General features: G+C 65.2%; 16 protein-coding genes. 8 read left to right on the forward strand and 8 right to left on the reverse strand.

Annotated elements, in window-relative coordinates; translation table 11 throughout:
• Positions 1-12 precede the first annotated feature (12 nt).
• From ACLIVD_RS32190 to ACLIVD_RS32215, 6 genes are all read right to left on the reverse strand, one after another.
• Positions 13-1323 carry an MFS transporter gene (locus ACLIVD_RS32190; protein ID WP_283332035.1) on the reverse strand — a complete coding sequence of 437 codons (1311 nt, stop codon included), beginning with the start codon at positions 1321-1323 and terminating at the stop codon, positions 13-15.
• A 239-nt stretch (positions 1324-1562) separates the two neighbouring features.
• The gene (locus ACLIVD_RS32195) at positions 1563-2345 is read right to left on the reverse strand and encodes an enoyl-CoA hydratase/isomerase family protein (protein WP_283332036.1); all 783 of its coding nucleotides are present in this window, start codon (positions 2343-2345) and stop codon (positions 1563-1565) included.
• Positions 2346-2410: 65 nt separating this feature from the next.
• The gene (locus ACLIVD_RS32200) at positions 2411-3586 is read right to left on the reverse strand and encodes a thiolase family protein (protein WP_283332037.1); all 1176 of its coding nucleotides are present in this window, start codon (positions 3584-3586) and stop codon (positions 2411-2413) included.
• Positions 3583-5124, reverse strand: coding sequence for a class I adenylate-forming enzyme family protein (locus ACLIVD_RS32205; protein WP_283332038.1), 1542 nt, complete (start codon positions 5122-5124; stop codon positions 3583-3585). The genes ACLIVD_RS32200 and ACLIVD_RS32205 overlap by 4 nt, the downstream gene beginning before the upstream one ends.
• Positions 5121-5540: a Zn-ribbon domain-containing OB-fold protein gene (locus tag ACLIVD_RS32210; protein WP_283332039.1), complete on the reverse strand. Its 420-nt coding sequence runs from the start codon at positions 5538-5540 to the stop codon at positions 5121-5123. Before ACLIVD_RS32210 ends, ACLIVD_RS32205 begins: the two co-directional genes overlap by 4 nt.
• 5 nt (positions 5541-5545) lie before the next feature.
• A complete protein-coding gene (locus ACLIVD_RS32215) occupies positions 5546-6412 on the reverse strand; it encodes a hypothetical protein (RefSeq protein WP_283332040.1) in 867 nt (288 codons plus the stop codon).
• Between the two features lie 261 nt (positions 6413-6673).
• Between ACLIVD_RS32215 and ACLIVD_RS32220 the strand changes: the two genes are divergently transcribed.
• The 3 genes from ACLIVD_RS32220 to ACLIVD_RS32230 all read left to right on the forward strand — a co-directional run bounded on the left by ACLIVD_RS32220 (position 6674) and on the right by ACLIVD_RS32230 (position 9151).
• Positions 6674-7438 (forward strand): SDR family NAD(P)-dependent oxidoreductase, encoded by a 765-nt coding sequence (locus ACLIVD_RS32220; RefSeq protein ID WP_283332041.1) that lies wholly within the window; start codon positions 6674-6676, stop codon positions 7436-7438.
• Positions 7435-8220 carry a crotonase/enoyl-CoA hydratase family protein gene (locus ACLIVD_RS32225; protein ID WP_317569039.1) on the forward strand — a complete coding sequence of 262 codons (786 nt, stop codon included), beginning with the start codon at positions 7435-7437 and terminating at the stop codon, positions 8218-8220. The genes ACLIVD_RS32220 and ACLIVD_RS32225 overlap by 4 nt, the downstream gene beginning before the upstream one ends.
• Positions 8221-8359: 139 nt before the next feature.
• Entirely contained in the window at positions 8360-9151 is a 792-nt protein-coding gene (locus ACLIVD_RS32230; protein WP_283332043.1) for a FadR/GntR family transcriptional regulator, read from the forward strand.
• A gap of 180 nt (positions 9152-9331) precedes the next feature.
• On the opposite strand, the gene ACLIVD_RS32235 is transcribed toward ACLIVD_RS32230, so the two are convergent.
• Complete coding sequence (locus ACLIVD_RS32235; RefSeq protein WP_491931262.1) at positions 9332-10822, reverse strand: aldehyde dehydrogenase family protein; 1491 nt, start codon at positions 10820-10822, stop codon at positions 9332-9334.
• A 237-nt stretch (positions 10823-11059) separates the two neighbouring features.
• Here ACLIVD_RS32235 and ACLIVD_RS32240 point away from each other — a divergent pair, with 237 nt between their 5' ends.
• From ACLIVD_RS32240 to ACLIVD_RS32260, 5 genes are all read left to right on the forward strand, one after another.
• Entirely contained in the window at positions 11060-12193 is a 1134-nt protein-coding gene (locus ACLIVD_RS32240; RefSeq protein ID WP_283332045.1) for an amidohydrolase family protein, read from the forward strand.
• 16 nt (positions 12194-12209) lie between these two features.
• On the forward strand, positions 12210-13181 hold the full coding sequence (locus tag ACLIVD_RS32245) for a PDR/VanB family oxidoreductase (protein ID WP_491931263.1): 972 nt from the start codon (positions 12210-12212) through the stop codon (positions 13179-13181).
• 75 nt (positions 13182-13256) lie between these two features.
• On the forward strand, positions 13257-14420 hold the full coding sequence (locus ACLIVD_RS32250; protein WP_283332047.1) for an acyl-CoA dehydrogenase family protein: 1164 nt from the start codon (positions 13257-13259) through the stop codon (positions 14418-14420).
• Positions 14417-15589 carry a thiolase family protein gene (locus ACLIVD_RS32255; RefSeq protein WP_283332048.1) on the forward strand — a complete coding sequence of 391 codons (1173 nt, stop codon included), beginning with the start codon at positions 14417-14419 and terminating at the stop codon, positions 15587-15589. The genes ACLIVD_RS32250 and ACLIVD_RS32255 overlap by 4 nt, the downstream gene beginning before the upstream one ends.
• Before the next feature lie 62 nt (positions 15590-15651).
• On the forward strand, positions 15652-16008 hold the full coding sequence (locus ACLIVD_RS32260) for a Rieske (2Fe-2S) protein (protein WP_283332049.1): 357 nt from the start codon (positions 15652-15654) through the stop codon (positions 16006-16008).
• A 265-nt stretch (positions 16009-16273) separates the two neighbouring features.
• On the opposite strand, the gene ACLIVD_RS32265 is transcribed toward ACLIVD_RS32260, so the two are convergent.
• Positions 16274-17305 carry an NAD(P)-dependent alcohol dehydrogenase gene (locus tag ACLIVD_RS32265; RefSeq protein WP_283332050.1) on the reverse strand — a complete coding sequence of 344 codons (1032 nt, stop codon included), beginning with the start codon at positions 17303-17305 and terminating at the stop codon, positions 16274-16276.
• Positions 17306-17346 lie beyond the last annotated feature (41 nt).

The raw sequence follows: 17346 nt of genomic DNA on the forward strand, positions 1-17346 counted from the left end.
GGCGGCCTCGGTCTATGTCAGGACGCGGTCCCGGGTTTCCGGCATCCGCGCGTACACGATTACGCCCACCAGTGCCGCCGCCGCGACATAGAGCCACACCCAGTCCTGCAGACCGTTGGTGGCCAACCATGTGGTGGCGTAGGGGGCCGTTCCGCCGAACACGGCAACCGCGATGGCGTAGGGGAAACCGATTCCGGTGGTGCGCACTTCGGCGGGGAACTGTTCGGCCATGACCGTCGCGATGAGCCCGGCGTAACCGGCCAACAGCGTGACGCCCACGATCTCGACGGCGAACAGTGTCCAGAAGCCGCCGGTCTCGAGCAGACGGAACGCCGGATATGCGAATACCAGGAAGCCGACTGCGAAGGTCAACATCACCGGTTTGCGCCCGATGCGGTCGGCGATGATGCCGACGAAGGGAAGGAGGCACAGGAAGTAGGCCAGCGCGATTGTGTTCGCCACGAGTGCGGTCTGCAGTGTCATCGTGCCGATCACCGCGCTGACGTAGCCCGGCATGTAGTTGATCCAGATGTAGTAGATCAGCACGCCGGCTGCTGCCATCCCGATCACGCGGAGTGCCGCACGCGGGTGCTTTCGGAACACTTCGGTCAGGGGATTTCGCGGAATGCGGTCCTCTTCTTGCGCGGTGCGGAAGCTGTCGGTCTCATCGAGGCCGATACGCAGCCACAGACCTACCATCCCGAGGAGTCCGCCCGCGATGAAGGCTGCCCGCCAACCCCAGGAGGACATGGTGTCCGGTTCCAGCGCGGACGTCAATGCCAGGGCTAGCACGGCAGCGATCAGGACACCCAGTCCTGCCGAAACCTGTTGCCATGAACCGGCGAAGGCGCGGCGCATTCCGGTCGCGGATTCGACGAGTAGTGCGGAGGACGATCCGAATTCACCTCCGGCAGAGAATCCCTGGACCAGGCGTGCCAGCAGGAGCACGATCGGTGCCGCCACGCCGATCTGCTCGTAGGTCGGGCACAACGCGATCACGAAGGCGCAGCCGGCCATCATCACGATGGTCAGCGTCAGGCCCTTCTTGCGGCCGTAGCGATCGGTGAAGACGCCGATGACAGCACCACCGACCGGGCGCATGACGAAACCGACCGCGAAGACGGCAAGCGTCGCGAGCAGGCCCGCACCAGGTGCGGCGGGCGGGAAGAACTGGGTGGCGAACACCGGCGCGAGCGCACTGTAGAGCGCCCAGTCGATCCATTCGACGGTGTTGCCGACCGATCCGGCGATCAGTGCCTTGCGTTTCTTGCGGGACTCGGTTCGAGCCGCACTCGAGTGAGTACGACTGCCTTGGACGGACAATGTCCAACCTCCTGTGGGGTTCCACGCTCAGGGTGTCTTCCGCATTCCCGACGGGTGACTGTGATCCAGATAACTACAGTTAATATAATTATGTTTACTTGGAAGGGCCGGGTTGTCAACCCTTGCAGCCGGAACCTTCGGGTCAGCTGGGTAGCGGTCTCCGCCTGACACAAACGGGTACGGGCAGAGCACTGCTCCGCCCGTACCCGTTGTCCTCAATTTCTTTCGGCGCGAAGTGATCAGCTTCCGACGAAGTGCGCCGGCCGCTTCTCGGCCAGGGCGCGCCGGGCTTCGCGGGAATCCTCGGTCGACATGACGACGGCATGGTGTGAGGAAATGAGATCGAGAGCCGTTCTCAGGTCGTGCTTCTCGCCCAGCTTCGCGCTGCGCTTGATCATCTGCACCGCCACCGGAGGCTGATGGGCTATCTCGGTGGCCAACGCGAGTATCGCCTCATCCAACTGGTCGTCGGGGTGGACGGAGCTGACCAGTCCGAGGGAGAACGCTTCCTGCGCGCCGACGACCTTCCCGGTCCACATCAGCTGCAGGGCGGTGGCGGTGCCGACGATCCGGGGTAGTAGGTAGCATCCCCCGTCGCCGGGAACGAGACCCACCCGGATGTATGCCTGGGAGAACCGCGCCGATTCGGACGCCAGGCGGATATCGGTGAGCAGCGCCATGTCCATCCCGGCACCGAACGCGTCCCCGGAGATCGCGGCCAGGTAGGGCTTGCTGAGCGCCTCAGCCGCGTGGGCAACCTTGTGCACGTGTTTGGTCAGGAGGTTCTTTGCGCCGAGGGGGGTCGGTTCGATGGTGTCGAGAACCGCGAGGTCGACACCGGAACAGAACGATCCGCCCGCCCCGGTCAGGACGACGACGCGGATATTGGGGTCGTGCTCGGCGTCGGTCAGGGCGTTTGCCCAGGTGTCGATCATCTCCAAGGTGAAGGCGTTCTTCCGCTCTGGGCGGTTGAGCCGGATGGTGGCAACGTGGTCGACCACTTCGTATTCGATTTCTGCCATGCTGTTTCCTTCGTTCTGGGTGGGCGGCCGGCGAACCACAAGGGGCCTGTTCGCACTGTCTTCGGTCAGTCCGCGGCACCGAGGACGAGGACGTTGTAGTACTGGGCGCCGGATCCGGCTCCCGCGACCAACCCGGTTCGCGCGCCGGGTACCTGCCTGTTGCCGCCGTCGCCGCGGATTTGCCGGACGGCCTCGATGATTTTCAGTGTCGGTGCGCCCCAGCCGATGTGACTGAAGGACAGGACGCCGCCGTCGGTGCAGGTGGGCAGTCCCCCGTCGATGCCGATTCCGGTGTCGAGGGCGAACGGTCCGCCGTCGCCCTGTTTGCAGAAGCCGAGGGCTTCGTACTGACGGAGCACCTCGGCGGAGTTGACGTCGTACAACTGGACGAAGTCGAGGTCGTGGGGTTCGATGCCGGCGGTGGTGTAGGCGCGGCGGGAGGCGTCGGCGCCGATCATCCACACGTCGTCGTAGCGGGGTGGGTCTACATATTGTTGGCGCATCCATTCGGCGCCGCCGCCGAGGATCCGCACCGGCGTCGACGGTAGGTCCCGGGCCCGGTCGAGCGTGGTCACGACCAGCGCGGCCGCGCCTTCGTTGGCCAGGCATACCTCCAGCCGGGTGAACGGATCGACGAGTTTCGGGGCGGCGAGGACTTCCTCGGCGGTGTACGGGCCGCGGCCGGCCATCACGGCGTCTGGGTTGGCCGATCCGGTGTTGCGGATGGTGGCGGCGACTTCGGCCATCGGCTCGCGGGCATGCGGATACTCGTGCAGGTAGCGCTGCGCCACAAGCGCGAACTGTGCGGTGGTGAACGAGCCGAAGGGTTCGACGAACTCGTTTGCCGGACGCGTGTAGGAGGCGACACGGCCGGCTTCGGCGGTCATCACCCCCGCCTGTCCGCCGGTGATCAGCACGGTGTGGCATTGGCCCGTCGCAATCGCCGCGGCGGCGTCGAGGACTGCAGGCACGCCCTGCGGGTAGGTGTCACCGATCCAGCGCACCGGGATGCCCAGCAGTCCCGCCCAGTCCGCCGATCCGGGTTGGAAGACGGTGCCGCCGGGTCCGGGCCAGCGGGCACAGATGCCGTCGACCTCGGTGCGGTCGATCCCGGCGTCCGCGAGGGCCGCCTTGGCGGCGTGCACACTGGCGGTCAGCGAGTTCATCTCGAGTCGCCGGGCCTGCTGGGTCATTCCCACGCCGACGACGGCGATGTCGTGGAACGGGTGGCCGGTGCTCATGCAACACCGGCCGGGGATGCCAGCTTCTCTCGCACTTGGGCTTTCGTGATCTTGCCGACCGCGTTGCGCGGCAGATCCTGCCAGACTTCGATCCGTTCGGGGACTTTGATGCTCGGGAGCCCCTGCTGTCGGCACCACTGCATGAGTTCGTCCGCCGATGGTGCCTGTGCCCCGCTCGCGACGACGACCGCGGCGATCGCCTCACCCCATTCGGGATCGTCGAGGCCGACGACCGCTGCTTCACGTACCTGTTCGTGCAGGGTCAGCACGTTCTCGATCTCGGTGGGTGCGATGTTGAATCCACCGCGGATGATGAGGTCCTTCTTCCTGCCCACGATCTTCAGATAGCCGTCGGATGTCCACTGCCCGATGTCACCGGAGTGCATCCATCCGTCGACGAGCACCTCCGAGGTCCGCTCGGGTTCGCGGTAGTAGCCGACCATGGTGTAGGGCGTGCCGAACACGATCTCGCCGCGCTCCCCCGGTGGGACGTCGGCACCGGTCTCGTCGGCCAGGCGCACCATCACCGCCATCGATTCCTTTCCGCAGGTGGTGAACAGTTCCGGGCGACCGGCCGCGGCAGCGGCGTGGTCGGTCTTGCGGAGCATGGTGCCGATCGAGGCGATCTCCGCCATGCCGTACAACTGCACGAAAATCGGGCCGAACCGCTCGACCAGGGCGGCGACGCGGTCCGGGGCAATGGGGGCGGATCCGTACCCGATCGTCTGCAGCGTCGGGATCGCGTCGGGGCCGATTTCGGATTCGAGGAGCCTGATCAGCATGGTCGGCACCAGGAAGGTGTGGGTGACCGCGTTCGCTCGCACGTCGTCGACGAACCGCGCGGGCTTGAAGCCCCGCGAGTCCGCGAATCCGATCGCACCGCCGAGGAGGGCGAGCGGGGCGAGGGTGATCTGCATGCTGGAGTTGTGGGGAATGGCGATCATCCACCGCGTCTGCGCGGACAGCTCGTATTCGGTGACCGCCACGGCGGCATGCTGCAGGGTGGCGCCGACGCTGAAGAGGATGCCCTTCGGTCGACCGGTCGTGCCGCTCGAGTAGACGATGCAGAAGTCGTCGCCGGGGCCCACCTGCCGCTCGATGAGTGGTGCGGCGGGGGACGAGGCGCTCAGCTGCTCGTCGTACTGGCTCGGATCGTCGATATCGAGCACGACGACGTCGGTGCCGTCGGTGAGCCGCCGCGCCATCGGGGCCAACTCCGCGTCGGCGAGAATGACTTTCGGGGTGCAGTTGGTGAAGATGTCGGCGTACTCCGGCTCACCCAGCCGAAAATTCAGTCCAACGTAGACGGCGCCCGCCTTGGCGCAGCCACCGACGAGTTCGACCACCTCCATCCGGTTGGCGACCAGCACCGCGACGCGGTCGCCGCGGGCCACCCCGTACCGGTCGATGAGCAGATTCGCCAGGCGGCATGCCCGATCGTTGACCTGCGCCCACGTGCGGGCTTGGGTGCCTGCGAAACATGCGAGGGCCTGCGGGTCCCGGCGGGCGTTTCTACTGAAGGCGAGTCCGATGTTCATCGCGGGGCGTCCTCTGGGTAGATGGTGTGGAAGGCGGGGAAGGTCCAGTTCTCGTCGATCTCGGTCCAGGTCACCTCGACACGGGTACCGATCGGTGTCGGCTCGTCCCGCGTGGTGACGATGTTGGTGAGCAACTGCCAGCCCTCGTCCATGTCGACAATCGCGAGCTCGTAGGGCGCCGGGATTGCCGGGGACGGCGGGCGGTGAACGATGGTGCTGCTGTAGACGCTTCCGCGGCCGGTGCTGGTCTGGTAGCTCCACTTTTCGCCGAGGCAGTGGGGGCAGATCAACTGGGGTGTGAAGAAGCTGCGGGAGCAGTCGTCGCAGACGGGACGGATCAGGCGATGCTCGCGGGCTGCTGCCCAGAACGGCGCCGTCAATTCGCTCGGGGTGGGCAGTGGCCGCTCGAGGTGCATGTCCATCACCTGCCGCCGATGAGCAGGCGGTGAGCGGCTTCCGCGACGGGCATACCGATGGTGACGCCGCGGTCGCGGGCGGGGCCGTTGCAGGCGCTGATCAGCCCTTCGTGGTAGCCGCGGAAGGCGTCGCCGATCGGCGCCGTGCGCCCGTCGATGCAGGCGCCGGCCAGTCCGGCGTCCTCGGCGGTGCGCAGTCCGACGATGCCGGATTCGTTCTTCGACATGCCGCCGTCGTGGCAGATGAAGGCCCATGGGTCGGCCTCGAGCAAGAACTTGGCACCACTGCGGCCAGTGTGGCCCGCGGTCACCATGACGCTGCGGCCGGCGTCCTCCGGCAGAGCCCACACGATGGAGTCGGTGACGACGATCCGGCGGCCGTCCGCAAGCTCCTCGACGATCTCACGCCTGATCTTGTTCCCGACGGCGGTGTCGGTCAGCTCTTTGTCGCGCAGGAGCTCGGCCGCTTCGCGAACGGGCATCCCGACTGCCACGCCCAGGCTTTCGGCGTGGTAGTTCACATGGGAGATCAGGCCGTTGTCGTAGAGGTCGCGTCCGTTGCCCATTTCCACGGTCATCCCGTCCGCGGTGGCGGCGGGGATGCCCAGCGCCTCCAGGTACCAGAGTCCGGCGATCCCGGCCCCGTCCTTGCCGATGCAGGCGTCGTGCCCGATGACGCCGCGGGGTCGGTGGATGGCGCACATGCGTGCGGGGAGGACGCCGATGTATGACGCCGGCAGGACGACGTCCCGGTCGGTGTTCCGCCCGTCGACCCAGCGGGCGGAGTCCATGATGATGATCCGTCGTCCGTCGCGTTCGGCGACAACTTCCTGGGGATGGTCCTTCTCCCGCTCGAGCAGGGTCTCGCCCACGTCACTTCTCCTCGCCAGTTCGGTACACGTCGTGCACCTGAAACAATATGTGGTGTTATCATAGACATATTTAATCGTGGCTGAGAAGGCCTCTCGGAAACCGATTCCCTTCGCACGCTTGTAGGTCGCGCGGCCGGCCCGAACGGCCCCGGAACCGATGGAGGTCTCGACTACCGGTCTTAATGATGTTTATATTATCTACGTTAAGTCTCTGACTCTGTCGAACAGGGTCGACCGGGCTTCGAGACGAAGGAGAATCTCATGAATCTTGACGGGACATCCGCGCTGGTCACCGGAGGCGCGTCGGGCCTCGGTTTGGCCAGTGCGCGCGCACTGGCGAAACGGGGAGCGCACGTGACCATCCTGGACTTACCCACGTCCGCCGGCGAGGAGGTGGCCGCGAGCTTCGGTGGCGGGGCCAGCTTCGCACCCGCCGACGTCACCGACGAGGAATCGGTGTCGGCCGCGCTCGACACCGCGCAGTCCCACGGCCCCCTGCGTGCGGTGGTGCACTGCGCCGGACGTAGTCATACGATGCGCATCCTGGACAAGGAAGGCCAACCCAACCCGCTCGGGAACTATGCGGGAGTCATCCAGACCAATCTCATCGGCTCGTATAACGTGCTGCGGCTCAGTGCCGCCCGGATGGTGAGCAACGAACCCCTCGACGGCGACCGCGGCGCGATCGTGATGACGGCATCGGTCGCGGCCTGGGAGGGCCAGGTCGGTCAGATTCCCTACGCTTCGTCGAAGGCGGGTGTCGTCGGCATGACGATCGTCGCCGCGCGAGACCTCGCCACGCACCAGATCCGAGTCGCCACGATCGCACCCGGCATCTTCGACACTCCGCTGCTCGCACGGCTTCCCGAGAACGTGCGCGACAAACTCGGACAGTCCGTCCCACACCCCAGCCGCCTCGGCGATCCGGCGGAATTCGGCGAACTCGCCGTCCACATCATGGAGAATTCCATGATCAACGGTGAAACGATTCGACTCGACGGTGCCATCCGGATGGCGCCGCGATGAGCACCACCGAGGCGCCCGCATCGCTGATGATCGACAACCCGATGGACGGAGTCGCCGTCCTCACGATCAACCGGCCCGCGGCCCGCAACGCCGTCGACCTGGCCACTGCTCAGGCGATCAGTCGCGCCCTCGACGCACTCGACGACGACCCGAACTGCCGTGTCATCGTACTGACCGGCGCGGGCGGCCACTTCTCGGCGGGAATGGACCTGAAAGCCTTCCGGGCGACGGGCGAACGCCCGGTCGACGACAAGCGTGGACCATTCGGCCTGGTGCGCATACCGCCCGATACGCCGATCATCGCCGCTGTCGAGGGTGCCGCCATCGGCGGAGGATTCGAGATCGCCTTGTCATGCGACCTCATCGTGGCCGCCGAGGACGCCGTGTTCGGTCTCCCCGAGGTGCAACGCGGACTCACCGCCGCCGGCGGCGGCCTGTTGCGGCTGCCCTCGCGCATCCCGTATCACCTCGCTATGGAGGCAGCCCTGACCGGACGGCGTCTGACCGCCCGGTGGTGCGCCGAACACGGCCTCGTCAACCGAATCGCAGCGCAGGGCCGTGCCCTCGCTACTGCGCTCGATCTCGCCGAGGAGATCAGCGGCAACGGACCGCTGGCCGTGCAGGCGTCGAAGAAGGTAATTATCGAGTCCGGTAACTGGTCCACCGATCAGGCATTCGAGGATCAAGAAGCCATTGTCGACCCGGTTCGTCACTCCGCCGACGCACGTGAAGGCGCGACGGCCTTCGCCGAGAAACGGCGCCCTGTCTGGACCGGCCGCTGACCGGCCGCGCCATGCGCATGAACAGGTATCCAACCGGGAAATTATCGCAGTAGCACGCATAGGTCAGCTGTAGATGGCAGGGAATGACCCTCGGATCCCCCGCAGCTACATCAGCGACACCAAGGCCCAAGGAGCATCGGTGCTGGAAGCGAATGGCAATGGCATCAACGTGAAAGACATGACACCGCAGGCCTATGAGCCGCGGATGCCACCGAAACGCTCGGAGGTGATCGCCCAGCGGATCGTCAAGGACATTCGGACTCGCGGGCTTCGTCCCGGTGATCCTCTGGCCACGGAAACGGAGATGTGCGCCTCCCACAGTGTTGGCCGAAGCACGCTCCGGGAGGGACTGCGAATCCTCGAGCTTCTCGGGGTGATCGAGATCCGTCCCGGGCGCGGTGGTGGGCCGGTCGTGGCTGCACCCAATTCACGCCATCTCGCGAGCACCATGGCGTTGTTGATGCAGTTCTCGGAGACCACGTTTCGCTCTGTCATCGAGTTGCGGGGTTACATCGAGCCCATCGCCGCATCGCTGTGTGCGGCACACCGGGACGAGCAGACGGTCCTCGCGCTGAGGGAGTCGGTGGCCAGCATGCGGGCCGACATCGACGACGAGGCCACGTTCCTGCACGAGAATCACCAGTTCCACACCCTCGTGGCCACCGGCGCCAACAACCCGTTGATCACGTACATTTCCAACTCCCTCGACTGGGTTCTCGACGGCGCGCCGCTGGGCGTGCAGTTCACCAGGACCGCTCGTCGTTCGGTACTCGCGGTGCACGAGGCGATCTACCAGTCGATCGCAGCGGGCCAGCCGACCGAAGCGGGGGAGGCAATGCAACGCCACATGGTCGAGACGGCGAAGTACTTCGAGAAGAAGTTCCCGAACGTCTTGCGTCAGGTGGTGACGTGGGAACTCTACGGCCTCTGACGTTCCTCCGGCCCAAGTAGACCGTATCCGCCCACCCGGGCCGGATACGGTCTTTTCATGCGGGGGCGTTGCTTTCTGCCGGCGGCAGGTGTGCCGGATATCCCGGCCACGGCACACCGAAGAGAGTGGTGGGGATGAGTCCACCGACTCTTCCCCACCATTCTATTTGGTGTGGGGGCGCTATCCCGAGTAGGCCCCGCTGAGCAGAATCTGCTTGAGTTCGGTGAATTCGAGGATTCCCTCGGCACCGCATTCGCGGCCCCATCCGGACTGCTTGACTCCGCCGAAGGGCTCGGTGAGCGAGCAACCCGCAAGATTGAGCGCGACTCCCCCCGACCGGATGCGCTTGGCGATTTCGAGCGCCTTGTCCCGGTCCTGCGCATAGACCGACGCGGCTAGTCCGAACTGGGTGTCGTTCGCGATCCGAACCGCATCGTCGAGGTCATCGTAGGCGATCACGACGGTGATCGGGCCGAAGACCTCTTCCTGTGCGATCTCCATGTCGCTGGTGACGTCACGCAGCAGAGTCGGCGCGAAATAGTAGCCGCGTTCGAGACCGTCCGGCCTCTTGCCGCCGGCCGCAACCACCGCACCCTGTTCGAGTGCCTTGGCCAGCATCCGTTCGGTCCGCTCGACGGATCGCTTGTTGGCCAGCGGACCGAGATCGGTGTCCGGATCGAAGGGGTCGCCGACCTTGATGGTCTCGAACGCCTCGGCGAGCTTGGTAACCACCTCATCGTAACGACTGCGGGAGACAAGAATTCGCGACAGTGCGACGCACACCTGCCCACAGCCGCCGGTGGCGCCGGGCACGAGGGTAGCCAGCACCTCGTCGATGTCGACGTCGTCGGCGATGATCGCCGGTGACTTGCCGCCGAGTTCGAGGGCGGTCCTTGCCAGGCGCTGTGAGGTCTGCTGGACCACTTCCTTGGCCACTGCGGTACCGCCGGTCATGTGGACCATGTCGATCCCGGGGTGCTGAACGAGGTACTTGCTGGTCTCGAGTTCCGCAGCGAGACCGCTGATGACCCCTACGGGGAACCCGGCGGCGTTGGCGGCGTCCATGATCAGCCGGGAGGTCAGCTGCGATTCGGGCGCGAACTTCACGACCACGGGGCATCCGGCGAGCAGCGCCGGGATGACTTTCATGCCCATCAGCGGCACCGGTCCGTTGTAGGTCAGGATCGCCAGGACCGTGCCGATCGGCTGATGCTGGACCAGCACCTCACTGGTGGCGTTCTTGCGGATCTCCTCCCATTGCAGGGTAGGCGCGATGTCGATCGCATGTCCCCAGATCGCGCTGCCCGCACCGGAGTTGATCATCTCGCCGTGCGCGCGGGTGTATCCCGACTCGAACATCCAGGCACGATTCATCGCATCCAACCGGGCTTCGAGCTCGTCGGCGAAGGTGCGGCAGATTCGCGCCCGCTCCTCGACGGTCATGCGCGGCCAGGGACCCTGGTCAAATGCCGCACGCGCCGCCGCGACGGCGGCGTCGGCGTCCGCCGTGGTAGGCGAAGGCACCGTGGCCACGACCTGTTCGGTCGAGGGCATGACCACGTCGATAGTCCCGGCACCGGTGGGCGTTACCCACTCCCCGGCGATGAACGCCTTGTCGAGTTCGGGAACGGCGACGTCGAGCTCATTAGTGGTCGCGGCAGTAGTTGACATCTGAACCTCTCGGATTCGCGTGAGATGAGGTACATCCCTGTGACGGAAGTAACACTTTAACATATTTAACATAGATATGTTTTAAAAGTCAACGACGCAGCGGTGCCGGTGCGATACGCAATCCCCGGCTACCCACCCAGCGGCTGTGACCCAGATCTCGACAACCCGATCGACGGTCTGTAAGGTAGATAACATAGCACTATTTAACGACCCACCGCCTAAGCGAGGAAAGTGCCCATGACCACTGCGTATGCAGCACGACAGGCCACCGAGAAGAAGCAGTCGTTGGCGATCATCGACTCCGACGTCCATCCCTATATGGAGAACGGGCTCGCGACTCTGGTGCCGTACATGAGTACGGCGTGGCAGAAGCGCATCGGCGCCGGACTGGGCGGCGGCCACACGGTGGCGTCTCAGTTCCACCTTCCTTTGGATTACCTCTACATCAACTCTTCCGGCGGTATGCGTGGCGACACGTCCCGTCCCGGCATGTCGCCGGCCACCGACCCGGCGTTCACTGCCGCGCAACTACTCGACGGAGCCGGCATCGATCGGGCGATTCTGCTGTCCGGACACCTGCTGGGTATCGGAGCGATGCCCGATCCGCAGGTCGCCGCCACTATCGCGTCGGCATACAACGATTGGATGTGCGAGCGGTGGCTCCAGTTCGACAAGAGGTACCGGGGCGGACTCGTCATCGCACCCCAGGACCCCGAACTCGCCGTCAAGGAGATCGACCGGATGGCCGATCGGCCCGGCATCGTCGAGATCTTCATGCCGCTGCACGACATCCTGATGGGCGAGAAGCACTACTACCCGATCTACGAGGCAGCACAGCGCCACGGGCTCCCCATTTGCGTGCACCCCAGCGGAACCGAAAACGTCTACGCCCGCGCTCCCCGGATGGCCGGCACCCCGACCTACTACATCGAGTGGCACGCACTGCTGGGTCAGATTCATCAGGCCAACACCGCGAGCCTGCTCTGCCACGGCGTCTTCGAGCGTTTCCCCGAGCTGAAGGTCGTCATCGCCGAAGGTGGTATCGCATGGATCGCGGAGCTCAGCTGGAAGCTCGATGCCGACTGGTACGGACTGCGCGACGAGATCCCCTGGGTGAAGCGGCATCCCAGCGAGTACCTGAACGAGAACATGCGTTTCACGACGCAGCCGTTCGTCGAGCCGCCCAAGAAGCAGCACCTGCTTGCCCTGATGGACATGATCAACGCGGAGAAAGTCCTGATGTTCAGCTCCGACTACCCGCACTGGAACTACAACGACCCCACCAATGCCCTCGCCGGTCTGCCGGAGGATCTCCAGCGCCGGATCATGTTCGACAATCCACGGGAGTTCTACGGTGACCGCATCAACTGAGTGGGATACCACAGCCATGAATGTCATGCTGACTGCGAACGACTCCGAAGTCGACCTCGACCTCATTGTCCACGGCCGACGGATGCTGACGCCAGACATCGTGGCGCTGGATCTTCGGGCGAATGACGGTGCACTCCTTCCGTCATGGTCCCCCGGCGCACACGTCGAGATGAATCTCGCCAACGGGTTGTCCCGCCAGTATTCCTTGTGCGGGGACCCGACCGATCGGCAGACCTGGACTGTTGCGGTGCTGCGCGAGCCGAGCAGCCGGGGCGGTTCCGACTACATCCACGACAAGCTGCCCACAGGAACCAGCGTCAAGAGCCGGGGGCCGAGGAACAACTTCTCACTCGAGCCTGCGAGCGCGTACCGATTCGTGGCCGGCGGTATCGGGATCACTCCGATGCTGCCCATGATTCGAGCGGCGGAGACGTCGGGTACACCGTGGACGCTGCTGTACGGTGGTCGCTCACTCGAGACGATGGCCTTCCGGGACGAGCTGGCCCGGTACGGCGACAAGGTCACATTTCACCCGCAGGACACTCACGGGCTACTCGACCTGGCCACTGAACTGGCGAACCCCGCTCCCGGGGCCGCGGTGTACAGCTGCGGGCCCGAACCGCTGCTGGCCGCGATCGAAAGCTTCTGCGAATCGACCTGGCCTGCAGATGCATTACATGTGGAACGGTTTCGCGCCGATCTGCCGGATCTGGCGAACGCCCGACCGATCGAGGTGGAACTTGCTCAGTCCGGCATGACGCTGACCGTGCCGTCCGATCGGAGCATTCTCGAGGTGTTGACCGACGCTGGTGTCATGGTCGACGCCTCCTGCGAAGAGGGCACCTGTGGGACCTGTGAAGTCGTCGTACTCGAGGGCATCCCGGAACACCATGACGTCGTGCTGACCGAGAGCGAGCGTGAGAGCGGCGAGTGCATGATGATTTGCGTCTCACGCGCCAAGGGCAGTTGCCTCAAGTTGGATCTGTGACTGTCGTTGCACAGCAACGCGAGCATCACGATCCACACGTACTCGCCATAGTTGGCGGGCAGACAAGGAAAAACTATGTCTTTCGATCTAGACCAGAAGTATCTCGCGATACGTGACGAGGCGGTCGCGGTCGCGGCGGCCGCCGAACCGTTCGCCATCGAAGCCGACGCGATGAGCACCGTGCACGAGGGCATGCGGAAGATTCTCGCCGACAGCGGCCTGTGGACGTTGACCGTACCGGCCCGCTGGGGTGGGCGTTTCGACTCCGTCGACCCCCTGGCCGTGTGCATCGTGCGTGAAGTCCTCATGGGAACCTCGGCACATCTGGATTCGCTCTTCGCACTACAGGGCATCGGGAGCTTCGGATTGGCGCGCGCGGGAAGTGACGCGCTCCGGGACGAGTGGCTGCCCAAGGTTGCCTCCGGGGATGCGCTCGCCGGCCTCGGTCTCACCGAGCAGGAGGCCGGTTCGGACCTGAAGAACATCGTCACCGAGGTACGTCGAGATGGTGAACGATTGGTGCTGAACGGCAACAAGTCCTTCATTTCCAACGGCGGCGCGGCAGGGTTCTATTGCGTTCTGGCACAGGAGGGGCAGGGGCTGAGCTTGTTCCTGGTCCCGGCAGATGCGTCCGGTCTGACCCTCACCCCGACACCCGACATCATCGCCCCCCACATCCTGGCCGAGCTCGCCTTCGACGATGTCGAGGTCCACGAGGGCAACCGCATCGGTGAAATCGGCAAGGGACTCGAGCATGTGCTCGCCACACTCGCAGTGTTCCGGGTCTCGGTGGCCGGCGCATCGATCGGTCTCGCCCAGGCCGCCTTGGACGAGGCCGCCCGGCACGCCGGGACGCGCGTGCAGTTCGGGCGTCCCCTGGCCAAACTGGGCGCGGTGGCCGACATGCTCGGCGCCTCCTGGGCCGAACTCGAAGCGGCCCGCCTGCTGACCTACAAGGCCGCCGATATGGCCCGGGTCGACCCGGCCGCATCCCTGCACTTCAGCTCCATGGCGAAACTGGTCGCCAGTGAGACCGCCGGTCGTATCACCGACCGTGCAGTGCAGATTTCCGGCCGCTTCGGGCTGGTTCGCGATTCCAAGCTCGAGCGACTCTACCGCCAGGCGCGTCCGATGCGGATCTATGAGGGTTCCTCGGAAATTCTCCGGCTCGGTATCTCCAAGACGCTCGTGAGCACCATCCTCGCCGGCGATACGATGCAGGAAGGACTGCGACGATGAGCCGCGACACAGCGCATCAGGCCGTCATCATCGATGCGGTCCGGTCCCCGGTCGGCCGTGGCCATGCCGACAAGGGAGTCCTGCGGGACGTCCACCCCGCCGATCTGCTGGGGCAGTGCTACGAAGGCGTCCTGCACCGTCTGGGAATCGACCCGGCTGTCGTCGACAACGTCATCACCGGGTGTGCCAACCAGATCGCACAGCAGTCCTCCGGCATTGCCCGAACAGCGTGGTTGCAGAAGGGTCTCCCGGCGACGACGGGTGCGACGACGGTGGACATCCGCTGCGGGTCCGGTCAACAGGCCGCGCACTACGCGGCGTCGTCCATCACGGCCGGGATCGATCGAGCAGTGATCGCCGCGGGGATCGAGCACATGGGCCGCAACGGTTTCCGCGTGCACCAGGGATCCCAGGAACAGTGGGGCCTGGCGTCCACCGAGGAACTGCACTCTCGGTACCCCCTAGTTTCCCAGGGCGTGGCCGCCGAACGTCTGGCCGACCGCTATCGGATCAGTCGTGCCGAAATGGACGAATTCTCCGCCCGGTCTCACCAGCGCGCCGCCGCGGCCGTCCGGGACGGGCATCTCGCCCGGGAAATCCACCCGATCGATGTCAACGGCACCAAGATCGACACTGACCAGGGCATCCGGGCAGGGGCCACCACCGAATCACTCGCAGCACTGAAACCGGTCTTCGCGGACGACGGAAAAGTGACGGCAGGCAACTCGTCCCAGATCTCCGACGGTGCCGCCGCCGTCCTGCTCACCAACACTCAGTTCGCGCAGGAACACGGCCTCCGGCCTCGTGCGCGTGTCGTGGACCAGGTGGTCCTCGGGGTGGACCCGGTCGACATGTTGACCGGCCCCATCCCGGCGACCACACGAATCCTCGACCGGAACAATCTGAGCATCCACGACATCGACGCGATCGAGATCAATGAAGCGTTCGCATCGGTGGTGCTGGCATGGCAGCGCGAATTCCGGCCCGACATGGACCGCGTCAATGCCTGGGGCGGAGCCATCGCGATCGGACATCCCCTGGGTGCCACCGGGGCTCGGCTGCTGACCACGATCGTCAACCGGTTGGAGAACACCGACACCCGCTGGGGACTGGTGACGATGTGCTGTGGCGGTGGACTCGGTACCGCCACGTTGATCGAGAGAATCTGACCACCTACCTCCCACCGTTCCCGTCGACGGGAACGACCTCACCGCACGACTGGAGCACCACAATGACACGCCACGTGATCGGCAAACTGGACGAATTTCCTGACGACACCCGCCGCGTCGTCGACATCGACGGCGTGGACATCGCCGTCTTCAATGTCGGCGGCGCCTTTCACGCGATGCGCAACGCCTGCCCCCACAAAGGTGCGCCACTGTGCACCAACGCCCCCACCGGCATGATGCTCGAAAGCGCACCCGACGTCTACGACTGGGGACGGGAAGGCGAAATCGTGCGGTGCCCCTGGCACGGCTTCGAATTCAACCTGTCCGACGGCAAGTCAGTCGTCGCACCCCAGCTCAAGCTCCGGGCCCGCGTCTACAAGGTCGACGTCGAGGGCGAGGAAGTGGCGCTCTACGTCTGATCGATTCTGTCGTCCGCTGTGGTCGACAGCGAACCTGAACGACGGGCGAACACCGCCGAACAATCTCAGATAACACGCGACCCGGGCCGGTGAACACCGGCCCGGGTCGTTTCGTGACTGCCTCCGGATGACCGGTTGTGTGCGGCTGCCGAACGATTCGGCGGGCAGACAACTCGCGTTGAAATCGCAACGGCCCCGGTCCGTCTCTGCGCGAGATCGGACCAGGGCCGCTGGTGACGAAGGACGGAAGCCTCCGCCTGGTGACTTACATGACCAGGACTCCTCGCTCCGCGATCTTGTGCTCGGCAAGGTCCTGGAGGGCCTGGTTGACGTCGTCAAGACTGTAACGCGTGGCTTCGGCGTTGATTCCGTGTTCTTTCCAGAGGCTGATGACCGCGGCCAGGTCGGCGCGTGACCCGAGCGAACTCGTACTCACCTGCACTTCCTGGTTCGGACTCGTGTAGCCAAACGACAGAGTGCCCCCGCCGATCCCGACGAGGATCAGGGCACCGCAGGGGGCGATGACGCCGGCGGCGAGGGCGAGTGTGCTGTCGATTCCGACGAAGTCGATAACCGCGTCGACACCGAGGCCGTCACCGGACACGTCCAACAGCTGGCGGACAGCCTCGTCGGATGAGGAATCGACCGCCATGGAGGCGCCGATCGTGAGGGCGTGTTCACGCTTGCCTGCGTCGACGTCGACGGCGACAATTCGTGCCGGCGTCAGAGCCGACAGGTACTTGATCGCGAACTGACCCAATCCTCCGGCGCCGATCACGGCCACGCTTCGATCGGATTCGGTCAATCGGCCCAGGACCTTGGAGACCGCCCCATAGGCCGTGAGTCCGGCGTCGGTCAACGGCGCCGCCTGCACGGGATCCAGGTCTCCCAGCGGAACGAGGTGCCGGGCGGCGGGAACGAGCAGGTAGTCTGCCCATCCTCCGGGCTGGGTGACGCCGACATAGCTGACGTTCGGGCAGATGTGCTCATGGCCGGCCCTGCAGATCCGGCAGGTGCCATCACCCCACCCTGGCCATACCGCGACCGCATCCCCCACCTCGAAGCCGGTCACGCCGTCACCGAGCGCGCGCACGTGCCCGGTGTTTTCGTGTCCGAGCGTCCACGGAAAGTACGGCACGGAGGGCATGCCGGGTCCAGCTTTCTGGATGGTGACATCCGAGTGGCACACCCCGGACGCAGCGATCTTCACCACGACCTGGCCCGGCCCCGGGGTGGGGTCCGGGACTTCCTCGATGACGAGATCGGAGCCGGTGGACGGCAGTCGAGCAGCGCGCATGAAATTCCTTCCTCTTCGGAGTGCTGTTGCAGCGACCGACG

This window comes from Rhodococcus sp. G6(2025) (assembly GCF_058628105.1).